The organism is Enterovibrio sp. QJM3NY_24 (assembly GCF_057786035.1).
Map to the genome: position 1 here is coordinate 101,125 of NZ_CM173519.1, position 16,020 is coordinate 117,144.

Annotated in this window: 15 protein-coding genes; 11 read left to right on the top strand and 4 right to left on the bottom strand. The window is 48.8% G+C overall.

Annotated features, from left to right (window positions below; translation table 11 throughout):
* Positions 1-7: 7 nt before the first annotated feature.
* The 4 genes from AC3CIC_RS00465 to hslR form a co-directional block, all read right to left on the bottom strand.
* Positions 8-1,903: an AsmA family protein gene (locus tag AC3CIC_RS00465; protein WP_488515098.1), complete on the bottom strand. Its 1,896-nt coding sequence runs from the start codon at positions 1,901-1,903 to the stop codon at positions 8-10.
* Between the two features lie 166 nt (positions 1,904-2,069).
* Entirely contained in the window at positions 2,070-3,701 is a 1,632-nt protein-coding gene (gene pckA, locus AC3CIC_RS00470; RefSeq protein WP_017007359.1) for a phosphoenolpyruvate carboxykinase (ATP), read from the bottom strand.
* A gap of 311 nt (positions 3,702-4,012) precedes the next feature.
* Positions 4,013-4,888, bottom strand: coding sequence for an Hsp33 family molecular chaperone HslO (gene hslO, locus AC3CIC_RS00475; protein WP_017007358.1), 876 nt, complete (start codon positions 4,886-4,888; stop codon positions 4,013-4,015).
* A gap of 18 nt (positions 4,889-4,906) precedes the next feature.
* Complete coding sequence (hslR, locus tag AC3CIC_RS00480; RefSeq protein ID WP_394213057.1) at positions 4,907-5,317, bottom strand: ribosome-associated heat shock protein Hsp15; 411 nt, start codon at positions 5,315-5,317, stop codon at positions 4,907-4,909.
* A 266-nt stretch (positions 5,318-5,583) separates the two neighbouring features.
* Here hslR and gspC point away from each other — a divergent pair, with 266 nt between their 5' ends.
* The 11 genes from gspC to AC3CIC_RS00535 are packed head-to-tail and all read left to right on the top strand — an operon-like array spanning position 5,584 to position 16,019.
* Positions 5,584-6,495 (top strand): type II secretion system protein GspC, encoded by a 912-nt coding sequence (gene gspC / locus AC3CIC_RS00485; protein ID WP_488515099.1) that lies wholly within the window; start codon positions 5,584-5,586, stop codon positions 6,493-6,495.
* 23 nt (positions 6,496-6,518) lie between these two features.
* The gene (gene gspD, locus AC3CIC_RS00490; protein WP_016959442.1) at positions 6,519-8,534 is read left to right on the top strand and encodes a type II secretion system secretin GspD; all 2,016 of its coding nucleotides are present in this window, start codon (positions 6,519-6,521) and stop codon (positions 8,532-8,534) included.
* A gap of 53 nt (positions 8,535-8,587) precedes the next feature.
* The gene (gene gspE / locus AC3CIC_RS00495; protein WP_139128047.1) at positions 8,588-10,078 is read left to right on the top strand and encodes a type II secretion system ATPase GspE; all 1,491 of its coding nucleotides are present in this window, start codon (positions 8,588-8,590) and stop codon (positions 10,076-10,078) included.
* Positions 10,078-11,301 carry a type II secretion system inner membrane protein GspF gene (gspF, locus tag AC3CIC_RS00500; protein WP_016959440.1) on the top strand — a complete coding sequence of 408 codons (1,224 nt, stop codon included), beginning with the start codon at positions 10,078-10,080 and terminating at the stop codon, positions 11,299-11,301. Before gspE ends, gspF begins: the two co-directional genes overlap by 1 nt.
* Positions 11,302-11,345: 44 nt before the next feature.
* On the top strand, positions 11,346-11,783 hold the full coding sequence (gene gspG / locus AC3CIC_RS00505) for a type II secretion system major pseudopilin GspG (RefSeq protein WP_016959439.1): 438 nt from the start codon (positions 11,346-11,348) through the stop codon (positions 11,781-11,783).
* A 3-nt stretch (positions 11,784-11,786) separates the two neighbouring features.
* A complete protein-coding gene (gspH, locus tag AC3CIC_RS00510) occupies positions 11,787-12,344 on the top strand; it encodes a type II secretion system minor pseudopilin GspH (protein ID WP_017004985.1) in 558 nt (185 codons plus the stop codon).
* Positions 12,341-12,703 carry a type II secretion system minor pseudopilin GspI gene (gspI, locus tag AC3CIC_RS00515; protein ID WP_016959437.1) on the top strand — a complete coding sequence of 121 codons (363 nt, stop codon included), beginning with the start codon at positions 12,341-12,343 and terminating at the stop codon, positions 12,701-12,703. Before gspH ends, gspI begins: the two co-directional genes overlap by 4 nt.
* Entirely contained in the window at positions 12,687-13,334 is a 648-nt protein-coding gene (gene gspJ, locus AC3CIC_RS00520) for a type II secretion system minor pseudopilin GspJ (protein WP_488515100.1), read from the top strand. The genes gspI and gspJ overlap by 17 nt, the downstream gene beginning before the upstream one ends.
* The gene (gspK, locus tag AC3CIC_RS00525; RefSeq protein ID WP_394213048.1) at positions 13,331-14,356 is read left to right on the top strand and encodes a type II secretion system minor pseudopilin GspK; all 1,026 of its coding nucleotides are present in this window, start codon (positions 13,331-13,333) and stop codon (positions 14,354-14,356) included. The genes gspJ and gspK overlap by 4 nt, the downstream gene beginning before the upstream one ends.
* The gene (gspL, locus tag AC3CIC_RS00530) at positions 14,328-15,533 is read left to right on the top strand and encodes a type II secretion system protein GspL (RefSeq protein WP_488515101.1); all 1,206 of its coding nucleotides are present in this window, start codon (positions 14,328-14,330) and stop codon (positions 15,531-15,533) included. The genes gspK and gspL overlap by 29 nt, the downstream gene beginning before the upstream one ends.
* Positions 15,534-16,019 carry a type II secretion system protein M gene (locus AC3CIC_RS00535; protein ID WP_371733556.1) on the top strand — a complete coding sequence of 162 codons (486 nt, stop codon included), beginning with the start codon at positions 15,534-15,536 and terminating at the stop codon, positions 16,017-16,019.
* The last annotated feature ends 1 nt before the right edge of the window (position 16,020 follow it).

A 16,020-nucleotide genomic window follows, 5' to 3' on the forward strand; every position in this document is an offset into this window, starting at 1 on the left:
CTATCTTCTAGCGTGACACATTCGTCAACGTCCCTTCTTTTGTCACTAAATCCCAGCTACCCGAAAGGGATGCGTTGCCAGTGTTTGCTTTTACACTGACTGGGGCGAGTGAAATACGCCCACGATCGGCGGCAAGCTTCACTTGTTCTACCGTCATTGGTAATCGCATGTTGTCACCGTCTTCATTGAGCGGAACAAAGATCCCCAACAGGCTTTGTGACAAGGATTGTTCTGGGCGGGTTGTTAGCTCGGTACGATAGGGCGTTGCGACCACATTACCACTCAAACTATAAGCAAAGCTGTCTTTGTCTGCTCCCAATCCTGATAGGCGCGCGTCCACATCGTGTTCTCCACTTAGTGGCAATGTCACGCCCAGCCAACGTTGATATAGCTCGTTCGGAATGCGAAGACCACTGATCTCTGTCACCCATGGATGACTAGGATTTAAGAGTTGAACGCGTGCTTTCACCGAAAGCTGTCCTTGTGAAAAAGACACGCTCAGCGGGTCTAAATGCCATTCACCTTTATTGTCGACGTGCATATTGGCATAGGGTGCCGTTACTGGAATTCGGTTGATGCTGGCCGCAGCAGCACTGGCAGTGAGCGCGCCTTCCCACATGCCATTTTGTGCGTGTTGGCGCGGGATCAGATCGCGACCGCGTAAGTTCAATCCAATGACTTGGATTGGAAAAGCGGGGTCGGGAAGCGTGATATTGGTATGTTTAACAGAAAATTGTCCCAGTTCGACGGTGTCAAACGCTGCCCACTTTTGTTGTAAGACAGCGAACATCGTGGTGTCTAATTCAATGTCCAAGCCATTGGCTGTTAGGGTATTGAGTTTAAGCGACGAGGTGTCCATTTTTCCTGAAAAAGAGACAAACCCTTCATCATTTATTTTCGACGAAAAAGCGCTGACATCGACGCGAGTGGGAGACAAAGACAAGTCTGCCAACAGATCGGTGAAAAGCCATTGGCCAACATTGAACAAGCTGGCATTAAACGACAGCAATGAGGCCGCAGTATTCGGCGTCCACACCAACTCGCCATTTTGTAAGTTGACCGATTGCACCGAGAAATTAAGGTGCTCAACCGTGATGTCAGTTAATGCCGCACTGACATCCAGAAGATCCAGCCGTTTAATATTGATGTCGTAATGTTGGCTGAATGCATCCCATTGTTTTTTGAGCTTCAGCAGCGACTCTGAAGGCTCAATACGCGTATCAGAGAGCGTGAGTTGGTGAACGACCCATAAATGATTTGATTGCAGTGTCGCGCTGCCTGTCACGTTACCGAAAGGGCTGTTAAGCGATAGCCCCCATATCTCCCAAGCATCATTACGATATTCACTGTCGAGTAGAAGGTTCGTCAGCGTTTGCCCGTCGATCACTATCTTAGGGGCAGACAGCTGAAACTTTCCTTGCCACGCTCCCCATGTCGATGGGCTGTTTTTCCAGTCTGAGATTTGGATGTCGGCGTGTGCGAAGGAAATAGCTTCGCTGTGATAGCTCACGTCATCCAGTGCGAGATGGTCAATGGTTAGAGACGGTGGCAGTGAGGATTTCATTGCTTCATCGATATCAAGGCCGCGCACGACAACACTGCGTAAGGTCATTTCACCGGACAAAGATGCCAATGGAGAGAGGCGTAATGAAATGAAATGGGCTGCGCGGTGTTTTTGTGGGTCGTTATCATGTATCAGTTGAGGATCGGAAAGTGCTAGCGTCAAAGGCGCGAGCAAGTTGTACTCCAATGACGTTGCGCTCAGTTCATAAGGCGTAAGCAGCCTTACGGCCTGTTTGACCATTGGCAGTCCAAAGTTCGTACTCAGCACCGTCAGAAATGTAGCCAGTGTCACCACAAGCACGATCAGCAACGAAGCAAGTAGCTTGGTGAGCAAACGCATTTGGCGATCTTCTCTTTATGTCACGCAAGGTGGGGGCGGATAAGCCGCGGATGTGTTGAGGTTGGCGCAAAAATCGACGTTATTCAAGTGGTAATAAAAGCCGATGTGAAGCGGGATTGAGAAAAACAAAGCCCTCAAGGTTGAGGGCTTTGATTGATTTGACGACTTAGTCTAGCTGTGGACCTGCTTTAACCAGCGCTTGGCCTTCCGCATTGTCCGTGTATTCGACGAAGTTATCGATAAAGCGTTTCGCCAAGTCTTCCGCCTTACTTTCCCATTGAAGTGGGTCAACATAGGTGTCGCGTGGATCCAAAATGGTTGAATCAACGCCTGGAAGGCTGGTTGGCACCTTCAGGTTAAAGATTGGGATATCTTTGGTTTCCGCTGTTTCAATCGAACCATCAAGAATCGCATCGATAATGCCGCGGGTATCTTTGATCGAGATACGTTTACCCGTGCCATTCCAACCTGTATTGACCAGATAGGCTTCCGCACCTACCGCTTCCATACGTTTCACCAGCACTTCCGCATATTGCGTCGGATGAAGAGTGAGGAAGGCTTTGCCGAAGCAAGCTGAGAAGGTCGGTGTTGGCTCGGTGATACCACGCTCAGTACCCGCAAGTTTCGCTGTGAAGCCAGACAAAAAGTGGTACTTGGTTTGTTCAGGCGTAAGCTTAGAAACGGGGGGTAAGACACCAAAGGCATCCGCTGACAGGAAAATCACTTTATTGGCATGACCGCCTTTGGAAATCGGCTTGACGATGTTTTCGATGTGGTAGATCGGATAAGAAACACGGGTGTTTTCTGTTTTCGAACCATCATCAAAATCAATAGATCCATCGCCGCGAACGGTGACGTTTTCTAACAGCGCATCACGGCGGATGGCGTTATAGATGTCAGGTTCCGCTTCTTTCGACAACTTGATGGTTTTCGCGTAGCAACCACCTTCGAAGTTGAACACGCCATTGTCATCCCAGCCGTGCTCGTCATCACCGATGAGTTCGCGTTTTGGATCGGTCGACAAGGTGGTTTTACCTGTGCCAGACAGACCAAAGAAGATCGCCACATCGCCTTCTTCGCCTTTGTTGGCAGAGCAGTGCATTGATGCAATGTTCTTAAGAGGCAGGAAGTAGTTCATCATGGCGAACATGCCTTTCTTCATCTCGCCGCCGTACCAAGTACCGCCGATGAGTTGCATGCGTTCAGTGAGGTTGAACACCGTGAAGTTTTCGGAGTTCAGACCATGCTCTTGCCATTTTTCGTTGACGCATTTCGCCCCATTCATGACCACGAAATCAGGTTCAAAGTTTTCCAGCTCTTCTTCTGTTGGGCGGATAAACATGTTTTTCACGAAGTGTGCCTGCCAGGCAACTTCGGTGATGACGCGGATGTTGAGGCGGGTATCTGGATTTGCACCACAATAGCCATCAATCACAAACAGACGTTTGCCCGAAAGCTGTTGGGTCACTAAATCTTTGAGATCATTCCATACGTGTTGATCGATAGGTTTATTGTCGTTGGCACCTTGATCAGACCACCACAGTGTATCTTTCGTGGTGTCGTCTTTGACAATGTATTTATCTTTGGGAGAACGTCCAGTGAAGATACCAGTATCGACGGCCACTGCTCCGAGTTCAGTGACGATGCCTTTCTCATATCCTTTCAGTTCCGGTTTTGTTTCTTCAGCAAACAACTGTTCGTAGGTAGGGTTACGAACTACTTCTTCTGCATCGAAAATGCCGTGTTGTGACAAATCGATACTGTGTGCAACCTTTTTATCGACGTTCATGACAGTCATAGGTGCTCCTTGGGTAAGATGTAATGTAACTGTCGTCCATGCTAGCAATCTGAATTAGTCAATTCAGAGAGTTAATTCAAAAAATAACCACAAACTTATTAGGGTAAAGTAATACTCTTAACGAGTCTGTATTACATATATTACCGTCATGTTGCTCAGTTGTGCCACACGAGATCGATTATTATTTGTACAAAATTAAGAGGTTAGAGAAAGGCGTGTTTTTTGTGGGAAAGTGGGGGTTTAAATGAAAAAAACCGGCGCAAGGGCCGGTTTTTTGGGTTTTTTTGTCCATTAATTATTAAAGAAAAATATTAATGTACTGTGCCCGTTGATGGGCCTGTTTGGTCAAAAATTGCTGAAATATCAACGCTATCAAATTCATAGTCTGCACCGCAATAGTCGCAGTGAAGTTTGATATCTCCGGTCTCAGCAACCATTTTTTCAACTTCTTGACGATCAATGGCAGCAATAGCAGATGCGCTGCGTTCGCGCGAGCATGAACACTTGAATGTCACATTTTTCGGTTCGTACACATTGACGTTTTCTTGATGGTAAAGGCGATATAAAACGTCTTGCGCGTCCAAACTGAACAGCTCCTCGTTTTTCACCGTGTCTGTCAATTGTGCCAAATGATCGAAGTCGTCTTCTTTATTTTCATCGCCAGGAAGAACCTGAAGCAACATACCTGCTGCTTTTGCGCTTCCTTCAAACTCGCCAGTACGAAGCCATAGGCGGGTCTTCAATTGCTCTGAACGGGCAAAGTAGTCTTCCAGACAAGCTTCGAGAGTTTCACCTTCTAGGCCTACGATGCCTTGGTAGCGCTCACCTTTTTCAGGTTCGATGGTAATGACCATTTGGCCTTTACCGACCAGGTCATGAAGAGATGCCGATTCTGGCAGCTCGTCTTGCCAACGGGCAGTGCCGCGCATCACTTGATCGTGGTTGCCGTTAATGACGATTAAAGAAACGGGGCCGTCACCTTGGATCTGTACGGTGATGCTGCCTTCGAACTTTAGCGTTGCGGTGAGTAGGCTGGTCGCAACCAGCAGCTCACCCAGCATTTTCTTAACAGGGGCCGGGTACTCTTTGCCGCTCGTCAGTTGTTGATATGTATCAGAAAGTTGTACTAGTTCGCCGCGCACTGAAACGCCATCGAACAAGTAACGGTGCAGACTATCTTGTGCCATGGGATAACTTCTCCGGCGTTAATCGTTACTGTTTCTAAATTTGATAATATCGCGTCGCTGCTTTTTATCAGGGCGACGCTCGGGACTTGGGTTGTGTGCGTTGAGTTTACGCTCCATACTGCGCTGTTCTCTTCGTGTCACACTGTCATCGGTTTCACGGTAAAGGGTTTGAGCCTCGGGCGCGCCACGACGATGTTCACTGATTTGTATAATCGTCACGACTTTTTCTTCAAGGCCGAGTCTAAGTTTGATTTCCGCCCCGACTTCTACCACTTTGCTGGGTTTCGAGCGCTGGCCGTTATAGTGCACTTTACCCCCGTCGATCATATGACGAGCGATAGTTCGGGTTTTATAAAACCGCGCGGCCCACAACCATTTATCCAGTCTTACCTGCAAAATTTGGTTGATATTGTCGTGTTTGGAACCCACTAAACACTCCTTTACGTATCAGCGGCTAAACTTACCATAATCAGGTAATCCGATCAGCATCACAATTATGGCTCTTATATGGTGACCAAGCGTCTAACTTTCAAGCCGCAATGGAATCATTCAGACAAAAATAGGTTCTCACTTATCGGCAAGGGCGATGAAAAAAGGTAAATTGAACAGTCAATTTAATAATTCCTGCACCTAGGCGCTAAAAACGGCATTCTGCTGGTTGCCAATGGAATGCGATGTAATACGACAGGAAGAGCATGTCTGCGAATTTTGGGATACAACGTCTAATGGATTGGGCGCAACCACAACTTGGGAAAGAATTTCCCGCTAAAGCAGCAAAATGGACAACGCGTCTGCTGCTTTTGGCACTTGCCTGGACGCTGGGCCGCTTGGTGTGGTTCTGGGTCACTCCGCCTTTGGTTGATGTTTCTTCGACAGCGGCAGTGATCGCGCAGTCTGGGCAACAATCACCCGCCTACCAATTGGATCAACTCGCCAATCGTCACTTTTTTGGACGCTTTAGCGAAAAAAGAGCCCCCGTTGAGAGAAAACCTGAACCTGTTGTTGATGCCCCTCGTACCCGATTAAATCTTACCTTGGTGGGTTTGGTCGCAAGCTCTGAGCCCGAGCGCGGATTAGCCGTTATTGCTAATCGTGGTGCGCAGAAAACGTATGGTGTTGGTGAAGCGATTGAAGGTACGCGCGTTATCTTGCGTCAGGTGCTTAACGATCGCGTTATCTTGAGAAATAACGGTAACGATGAAGCCTTAATGCTCGCAGGTATCGACTACAGTACGACGGGGCAAAAACCCGTCAGAAAAACACCTCCCGCTGCTTCTCGCACCCCAGTCAATAAAGGGGCACCCGATCTTACCAACATCAAAGCGGAAATCATGAATAACCCTCAATCGCTATTGAAATACATCACCTTGTCGCAAGAGCAGGGCGAAGGTGGCTTGATTGGGTATCGCTTAGGGCCAGGTAGCGACAGTCGTTTATTTAAAGAAGCAGGCTTACAGTCGGGTGATGTCGCCGTGGGTATCAATGGCGCTGATTTAACCGACCCTGCAGAAATGAATCGCATCTGGCAAAGCTTGTCTGATGCATCCGAGATCAGCCTTACCGTTCAACGAGACGGTCAGTTGCACGAAATTTATATTGGTCTTTAAGTAGGACCGAAACGGAGAACACTGTGAAGACGTGGAAGAAAGGTAAAATCTGGCTGGTTGCCGGCGTACTTGCCATGCAGAGCATGGGCGCTTGGGCTGCTGAATTCAGTGCCAGTTTTAAAGGGACAGATATTCAAGAGTTTATCGAGATTGTCGGACGCAACCTCGAAAAGACTATCATCGTTGACCCTGCAGTACGCGGCAAAGTGAATGTGCGCAGTTACGATGTGCTCAATGAAGATCAGTACTACCAGTTTTTCCTCAACGTGCTTTCCGTATATGGTTTTGCCGTCGTTGAAATGGAAAACGGCGTACTGAAAGTCATTCGCGACAAAGACGCCAAGCAATCAGCAATCCCTGTCGTGGGTGATGGTGACAAGGTTCAAGGCGATGCCGTTGTCACACGCGTTGTGTCGGTTAAAAATGTCTCGGTGCGTGAATTGTCTCCGCTGTTGCGTCAGTTGATTGATAACGCGGGTGCGGGCAACGTGGTTCACTATGATCCCGCCAATGTCATCATGATCACGGGTCGTGCTGCAGTAGTTAACCGTTTGGCGGACATCATTCAGCGCGTTGACCAAGCCGGCAATAAAGAAGTGGATGTGGTGCACCTTGAATTTGCATCGGCGTCGGAAATGGTTCGTATTGTTGAAAGCTTGAATAAGCAAGGTGATGGTAAAAACACGCCTGCATTGCTTCAGCCAAGTTTTGTTGCCGATGAGCGTACAAACTCTGTGTTGATTTCTGGTGAGCCACAAGTGCGAGAGCGTATTCGCAGGCTGATCTCCCAGCTTGACCGTGAAATGGCAACCGTAGGCAACAACCGCGTGATTTACCTTCGCTACGCAAAAGCCGAAGATGTCGTGGATGTCTTGCAAGGTGTGTCTGAAAACCTAATCGCTGAAAAACAAGGTGGGCAACGCCAACCTGGTCCTGCTGCCAGTGATGTGAAAATATCTTCCCACAAAGGCACCAACTCGTTGGTGATTACTGCGCCACCTGACATCATGCGTGCTTTAGAAAGTGTGATCTCGCAGCTGGATATTCGTCGTGCACAAGTCTTGATTGAAGCCATGATTGTGGAAATCTCTGAAAGTGACGGTGCAAACCTCGGCGTGCAATGGGGCTCTCTCGAAGGTGGTGGTATTCAATTTGGTAATACCGGTGTACCTGTCACCAATTACCTCGCTGCGCAAGAAGAAGCCAAAGATACAACCACAACGGAGTCACGCTTCGATAACAATAATAACTTGGTGCAAGTACCTATCACGGAATCCGGCGACCCGACTGCGATTGCAGAAGTGTTAGGCGGCGTGAGTGGTCTGGCTGCAGGTATTGTATTTGGTGACTGGACAGCGTTGGTCACTGCGGTGTCTTCTAACAGTGATTCTAATATTTTGTCTTCACCAAGTTTGATGGTGCTGGATAACGAAGAAGCGTCATTCATCGTGGGTGAAGAAGTGCCGGTGGTCACGGGTTCTACGACGGGGTCAAGCAACGACAACCCATTCCAAACCGTTGAACGTAAAGATGTGGGTATCAAGCTGAAAATCACGCCACAAATTAACGAAGGTGATTCGGTTCAGCTTACTATTGAGCAGGAAATTTCAAACGTATTGGGCGCAAGTGGGGCGGTTGATATTCGCTTTGGCAAACGTCAGCTCAACACGTCTGTGCTTGCTGCGGATAAGCAAATGATTGTGCTGAGTGGCTTGATTGATGAACAGACCAATGAAAGCGAGCAGAAAGTCCCGATTCTGGGTGACATTCCGTTTCTTGGCCACTTGTTTAAATCAACGTCATCAGGCAAAACAAAACGTAACCTGATGTTATTTATCAAGCCAACCATTATCCGCTCTGGATTGACCGCTGACGGTATTTCACAGCGTAAATATAACTACATCCGTGCAGAGCAGATTTACCGCTCTCAGGAAGAAGTGAAGCTGTTGCCTGGTGTGAAAAAACCCGTGCTGCCTGAGTACGGTGTCGATCTGACCATGCCTGCAGAAGTGCGTGCCATCATGGCTGAGCTGAGGTAGTCGCTATGGATATGCAGTCTCTGGAAATGGATGCAGGCATCATAGGCGATGACATGGATCCTGCGGTCGTGACGGCCGCGACGCGTTTGCCGTTTGGTTTCGCCAAACGCCATGGTGTCGTGGTTGAGCGAACCGATCATGGCTGGTTGCTGTATTACCGTGATCAGCCAAAGCCTGCAATATTGATGGAAGTGCGTCGAGTATTGGGACATAGCTTCACGCCAATACAACTTCGCAGCGAAGATTTTGATCCAAAAATGACGCAGCTTTATCAGCGAGATTCATCAGAAGCACAGCAATTGATGGAAGATATTGGCGCTGACAGCGATGATTTCTTTGCGTTGGCGGAAGAGTTACCACAAAGCGAAGATTTGCTCGAATCGGAAGATGACGCGCCAATCATCAAGCTAATCAATGCCATGCTTGGTGAGGCGATCAAAGAAACAGCGTCAGATATTCACATTGAGACCTTTGAGAAAAGCTTATCGATCCGATTTCGTGTCGATGGTGTATTGAGAGAAGTGCTAAGCCCTAGTCGAAAATTGGCGCCGCTTCTTGTTTCTCGTATCAAGGTGATGGCTCGTCTCGATATCGCAGAAAAACGCGTACCACAAGATGGCCGTATCTCATTGCGTATCGGCGGACGAGCGGTTGATGTACGTGTATCAACCATGCCGTCATCTCATGGCGAGCGTGTAGTACTTCGTCTTCTTGATAAAAACGCCACCCAACTTGACCTTGAAAGTTTGGGCATGACCCGATCCGTTCAAGACAGTTTCCAAGTCCTTATCAAGCGCCCTCACGGTATTTTGCTGGTGACCGGCCCAACGGGTTCGGGTAAGTCCACCACCTTGTATGCCGGTTTGACTGAGCTTAATAGCGCCGAGCGCAATATTCTGACGGTGGAAGACCCGATTGAATTTGATATCAACGGGATTGGACAAACGCAGGTTAATACCAAGGTCGACATGACCTTTGCTCGCGGATTGCGCGCCATTTTGCGTCAGGATCCCGATGTGGTGATGGTCGGTGAAATTCGTGACCTTGAAACGGCGCAAATTGCTGTTCAGGCATCCTTAACGGGTCACTTGGTGATGTCTACACTTCACACCAATACTGCGGTAGGGGCTGTGACGCGTTTGCGTGATATGGGTATCGAACCGTTCCTCGTATCTTCTTCGTTATTGGGCGTATTGGCTCAGCGTCTGGTGCGCACCTTGTGCCCAGATTGTAAAGAAGCCTATGAGGCCGACGCACAAAGCAAAGCGTGGTTTGAATTACCAGAGAGTGAGCCTTTGACCCTTTATCGTGCTAAGGGCTGTAAAGCGTGTAACAACAAAGGGTATCGAGGGCGAACCGGTATTCATGAGCTGCTTGTTGTGGATACTCAAGTGCAGGAATTCATTCATAACGAAGCGGGCGAGCAGGCCATTGAGCGCTATGTTCGTCAATCAACCCCAAGTATCCGTGCTGATGGTCTGATGAAAGTACGTAAGGGCCAAACCACGCTGGAAGAAGTCTTGCGTGTAACGCGGGAGGGGTAATGGCAGCGTTTGAATACAAAGCGTTAAACGCCAAAGGTCGAACAGTAAAAGGCGTCATTGAAGCCGACACGGCGAGATTAGCTCGCCAACTGCTTCGTGAAAAATCCTTAGTGCCAATGGAAGTGGCGCAAACTCATGAAAAAGAGCAGCAAAATCAAACCAAATCCTCGAGTGGATTTCAACGTGGGATCAGCACCAATGAACTGGCGCTGATCACCCGTCAACTTGCGACCTTGGTACAGGCATCAATGCCGTTAGAAGAGTGTATTAAGGCCGTTGCTGAACAAACCGAAAAGCAGCGCCTTAAAAACATGCTCACGGGCGTTCGTGCGCGAGTGGTTGAGGGCTATACCTTGTCGGACAGCCTTGGTGACTATCCGCATGTGTTTGACCAACTCTTTCGCGCCATGGTGGCGGCGGGAGAAAAATCGGGACATCTGGGGCCAGTGTTAGAGCGATTGGCGGATTATGTCGAGAACCGACAGCAGGTTAAAAACAAGCTTATTCAAGCCATGGTTTATCCCATTGTACTGACCGTTGCAGCAATCGCGATCGTGGCGTTTTTGCTGGCGACCGTGGTACCAGACATCGTGGGACAATTTTTGAGAACCGGTTCGGAATTACCGGGGATCACGCAAGTTTTGCTCGCCGCCAGTGATTTTGTCACGCAATGGGGTTGGTTGGTACTGGTGTTGTTTGTGGCTGCCGTTACGCTAACTAAAACCTTATTACGCAATAAAAACCGCAAGTTAGCCTGGGATAGGAATATCCTGAGCATGCCCGTGATTGGGCGTGTTGCTCGAGGGCTGAATACATCGCGCTTTGCTCGCACATTATCGATTTGTACTTCCAGTGCTATCCCGCTCCTTGACGGCATGAAAGTGGCTGCGGACGTCATGACCAATACTTGGGTGAAAGCCAAAGTGTTGGAAGCGTCTGATCGCGTTCGTGAGGGTTCAAGTCTTCGAGTGTCGCTGGAGAAAGCTAAGCTGTTTCCACCCATGATGCTGCACATGATTGCCAGTGGTGAACGAAGCGGTGAACTCGAACAAATGCTGACGCGAGCAGCAGACAATCAGGACAGGGACTTTGAGTCCCAAGTGAACATTGCGCTGGGTATCTTTGGTCCGATGTTGATTATAGCCATGGCAGGCATCGTACTTTTCATTGTCGTGGCAACATTAATGCCTATTATTCAGCTCAACAATATTGTGGGCGTTTGATTTCAACGTATGCTGCCAAGCAGCAATTTTTCAGGAGAGAGAACATGCAACGACGTCAACAGGGCTTCACCCTGCTGGAAATCATGGTCGTCATCGTTATTTTGGGTGTGTTGGCAAGTTTGGTTGTCCCAAACCTTTTGGGTAACAAAGACAAAGCGGATCAGCAAAAAGCTGTCACAGATATCAGCTCGCTAGAAGGCGCGTTGGATATGTACCGATTGGATAACAGTGTTTACCCAACCACGGACCAAGGTTTAGATGCATTGGTGAGTAAGCCTAGCTCATCACCAGAGCCACGTAACTACCGTCAAGATGGTTACATCAAACGTTTGCCGCAAGACCCTTGGGGCAACGATTATCAATACCTGAATCCAGGTGAGCACGGTACCACTGATATCTTCACCTTAGGTGCTGATAACCAAGAAGGCGGCGAAGGTGTGAATCAGGATATTGGTAACTGGAATATGCTTGAGATTAATTAAGCGATGAAGAGAGGGCGCCCATCCGGGTTTACATTGCTGGAAGTGCTGCTTGTGGTGGTGCTGTTGGCCATTAGCGCAGTGATAGTGGTGCCCAATCTGCCCCAGAACCAAAGTGATGAAGCCAAAGATGAAGCTCAGCGGTTCTATCAATTGGTGCAATTGTGGTCTGAGCAGACTTTGCTTACAGGGCAAACCTTTGGTCTTCGTGTCAATGACGATCGATATGAATTGCTTCGCTTAACGCGTCAAGATTGGGTCGCAGCTGAAGAAGGACGCACAGCAACAGAAGTGACCATGCCAGAGGGCATTGAGCTTGATTTGCAAGTGACCGGTTTTGTTGCCGAAGAAGATCGACTGTTCGATCGAACAAAGCTCTTTGATGAAGAGATGTTTGCTGAAGAAGAAGATAAACCTAAACCCCCGCAAGTGGTGCTGATGGGTAACGGAGAAATCATTCCCTTCACGCTGACTTTTTTGGCTAACAAAAAGCGCCTTTGGCAAGTGACAGGCAATGATGTGGCAACCTTCGAGATCAAAGCGCTGAATGAGGGTAAAGAGTGAGAACGCATCGCGGCTTTACCCTGATTGAAGTGATGGTAGCCATGGCAGTTTTTGCTGTTGCTGCGTTGGCGGTACTTAACGCGACTGGACAGCATGTGAATACATTGGGTGTGTTGGAAGAGAAAACTTTTGCATCCATGGTGGCTGACAACCAATTGGCCTTGTTTGTGTTGGAAGGCAAAGTACCGTCGTCAGAAAAAAATGGCAGCTCGGAGATGGCAGGACGCACTTGGTATTGGACCATCAAGCCGACTACGACCGCAGACAACGCGCTGCGAGCCGTCGACGTGATTGTATGGCAAGACGAAAGTAAGCGCGGCTCGCTTGTCTCGGTGAGAACCTATGTGCCCGCCAATTAAACGTCACGCGCGCGGCTTTACGCTGATTGAAGTCTTGTTGGCGCTAATGATATTCGCGACCTTGAGCATGTCTGCAAACCAGATTTTCAGCAATGTCATTACCAGTGATAAGCAGACGGAAGAAGTGGGTAACGCGCTAAAAACATTGCAACGCACACTGCTTATCATGGACAGCGACTTTCGTCAGATGATGGCGAGGCAGTATCGAAACGGCGGTGATGAAGCGCAAGAGGCCTTGCTCGAGTTTAGTGATGACCTGCTCGATTCTGAATCACAAGGTATTCGATTTGTTCGTGGTGGTTGGATTAATCCGCAAGCCTTGTTTCCTCGTGGCGAGGTGGTGAAAGTGGGTTACCGCATTCAGAATGACACTTTGGAGCGCATCCGCTGGATGTATCCTGATGACAGTTCATCGGTAGAGCCCGCAATCATGCCCGTCATGGAAGGTGTGAAAGACATCAACTTTGCCGTGCTCGGTAGCGAGAGTTGGCAAGAAAGTTGGGAGAGTCCACTTGAGATGCCTAAAGCCATTCGCGTGACACTCGATACCGATCGCTATGGTGAGCTGGTGCGAATTTATGTGTTGTCAGGGCAAACGTTACCAGCACCTGTCGCAGGTGGAACGCAATGATGAGGAATAACGCAGGGCGCAGATCACAGCGTGGAGTGGCATTGCTGGTGGTGCTGTTGATCATGGCCTTGATGACTACGGTTGCTGCGAACATGGCGAATCGCATGTTTGTGAATTTTGATCGTGCAGAAAGTCAGATCCGTTACCAGCAAGCATATTGGTATGCACAGTCTGTCGAATCGTTAGCTCGATATGGGCTTGAAGAAAGTTTTGGTGACGATGATACCGTTACCTTGAGTCAGCCTTGGGCGGTACGCGATCAGGTGTATCCCCTTGATGGCGGGCAAGCAACGGGCAACGTATATGACCGCCAAGCATGCTTTAACGTTAATGGCTTGCGTGATATTAAACCGACAGAAAATGGCACCAACCCTGCGATGGTGATAGCGCTTCAACAGCTGATCGAATCACAAGAGGTTGATAGCTTTGAAGCAGAAACCGCTGCTGCTGCCACGTGGGAATATATTGATACCAACACCAATGTGCAGTCACCGTTGGGGGTTGAAGACAGTGAATATGAAGCACGTTCGATAGCGCATGTAGCCCCTAATGGCTTAATGGCTGATATTTCGGAATGGCGAGCCGTCAACGGCGTCAGTCGAGAGATATATGAAAAAGTGAGCCCGCTTTTGTGTGCGTTACCGAACAGCAAGTTGGTAATTAACGTCAACACATTAACGGAAGAGGATGCACCTATTCTCACCGCATTGTTCCATCCTAATTTAACGGATGAGCAAGCAAAACAATTGATCAACGAGCGAAACGCCGTTGATGGCTGGAAAGACGTCGCCAGTTTCATCGCAGAGCCTGTTTTATCGGGGATCGGCGAAGAAGACAGAGAAGAACGACAGAAGTATTTCGATGTGCGCAGCCGCTTTTTTGAGTTAGACACAGAAATTACCCTCGACAGCACATCACTGAGATTACGTGCGCTGTTACAAAGGGATGATAATGGCACGGTGACAGTTGTTCGTCGCCGCTTTGGAGGAATGAGTGAGCGAGATCCTGACAATCCGGCTTAACTGCGAACCGCAGGAACCCATACCTTGGTTGGTATGGTCAACGAGCCAACAGGAAGTGATTGCGTCGGGCGAAGCAGACAGTTTGTCACAACTGACAGACTATGCCGTCGATCGCGATGTTGTGGCATTGGCAGACAGTGCGGCTGTCTTGCTAACCACAGTGACAATCCCATCAGGGAGTGCGCGCCAGCTTGAAAACGTATTGCCGTTCCTGCTTGAAGACGATGTGGCTCAAGATGTTGATCAGGTGCATGTCACCTTGTTGAGTAAAACCGCAGAGCAGGCGCAGGTCGCCGTGGTTGAAAAAGTCATTATGCAGAGATGGCTTGATGAGTTGGCAGAAGCAGGGCTTGTGATTCGTCGCTTGATCCCTGATTGCTTATGCTTGCCGCTTAGCGAAGATGCCTACAGCGCCGCTACGCTTAACGACCGTTGGCTTGTGCGTGTTGATGAAACCAATGGTGGTGCCGCTGAAACTTTATGGCTGCCAGTGTGGTTACGCAGCCTGCATGATCAAAGCGACGCTGATGAACCGATGAAGCCCGTGGTGAGCTACTCTGATTTACCAGAAGATGCAGCAGACAACTGGCATAGCGAACCCACCGAGCTGGTGATGCTGTTGCTTGCTCAAGGAGCAATGCAAAGCCGTTACAATTTACTGCTGGGTCGTTACAAACCTCATAACCAACTTTATAAACACCTCAAACCTTGGCGCAGCGTGGCGATAGCCGCGGGATTGTTGTTATCAGTGCTAGGGGCAGAAAAAGTGGCCGCTATCTATCAAATGGAAGCGCAAGCCGAGCAATATCGTGCTCAAAGTGAAGCCAAAGTGCGTGCGTTATTACCGCAAAACCAACGTATTCCAACCACCAGTTATATGCGTAGATTGCTGGAAAGCGAGGTCGGACGCTTATCGGGTGCCGGTGCGGGGAGCGGCGTGATGATTTGGCTGGCTGACTTAGGGCCATTACTCGATGGTGCAAAAGATATTCAACTTGACGCGGTTCGGTTTGATTTTGATCGTGGCGAATTACGCCTGAATGCGAGAGGCAAAGATTTCGGTGATTTTGAAAAATTACGTGAAACGTTGTCGACCAAATACAGCACTGAATTGGGGCAATTGAGTCGTGATCAGCAAAGTGTTACTGGCGCATTTGTTTTGCGAAAGGAGCCATAAATGAAAGCGATATTGGCTTATTGGCAAGGACTGTCTAAGCGTGAACAACGCCTGCTCGGTTTTGCTATTGCGGTTTTGCTCATTGGTGGCTTGTATTGGGGTTTTGTGAGTCCTCTGCAAGAGCGGGCAGTACAAGCACAGCAGCGTCTGAATAGTGAAAAAAATCTACTTATTTGGGTCAACAGTAAAGCCGCGGAAATCGAATCTTTACGTGCGGCTACTGGCAACCGTGGACAAGTGAGTGCGTTGCCGCTGAATCAGTCGGTCACCAGCAGCGTTAAACGTTACAGTCTTGAAATTGTGCGTATTCAGCCGCAACAAGAAGAAATTCAAGTTTGGTTGAAGCCTATGCCATTCAACACCTTGCTAAGCTGGCTCGACTTTCTGTCGGTGAGTCATGGTGTACAAGTGAAGTTCATCGATGTCGGTAAAACTGATACGCAGGGTCTCGTTGAAGTAAAACGTCTGCAATTAGGACGGGGGTAAG

Coding starts and splice junctions, on each gene's coding strand:
- gspF (WP_016959440.1), top strand. CDS start 10,078: ATGGCAGCGTTTGAATACAAAGCGTTAAACGCCAAAGGTCGAACAGTA.
- hslO (WP_017007358.1), bottom strand. CDS start 4,888: ATGGCACAAGATAGTCTGCACCGTTACTTGTTCGATGGCGTTTCAGTG.
- pckA (WP_017007359.1), bottom strand. CDS start 3,701: ATGACTGTCATGAACGTCGATAAAAAGGTTGCACACAGTATCGATTTG.
- gspE (WP_139128047.1), top strand. CDS start 8,588: ATGGATCCTGCGGTCGTGACGGCCGCGACGCGTTTGCCGTTTGGTTTC.
- gspG (WP_016959439.1), top strand. CDS start 11,346: ATGCAACGACGTCAACAGGGCTTCACCCTGCTGGAAATCATGGTCGTC.
- gspH (WP_017004985.1), top strand. CDS start 11,787: ATGAAGAGAGGGCGCCCATCCGGGTTTACATTGCTGGAAGTGCTGCTT.
- gspC (WP_488515099.1), top strand. CDS start 5,584: ATGTCTGCGAATTTTGGGATACAACGTCTAATGGATTGGGCGCAACCA.
- AC3CIC_RS00535 (WP_371733556.1), top strand. CDS start 15,534: ATGAAAGCGATATTGGCTTATTGGCAAGGACTGTCTAAGCGTGAACAA.
- gspJ (WP_488515100.1), top strand. CDS start 12,687: ATGTGCCCGCCAATTAAACGTCACGCGCGCGGCTTTACGCTGATTGAA.
- AC3CIC_RS00465 (WP_488515098.1), bottom strand. CDS start 1,903: ATGCGTTTGCTCACCAAGCTACTTGCTTCGTTGCTGATCGTGCTTGTG.
- gspK (WP_394213048.1), top strand. CDS start 13,331: ATGATGAGGAATAACGCAGGGCGCAGATCACAGCGTGGAGTGGCATTG.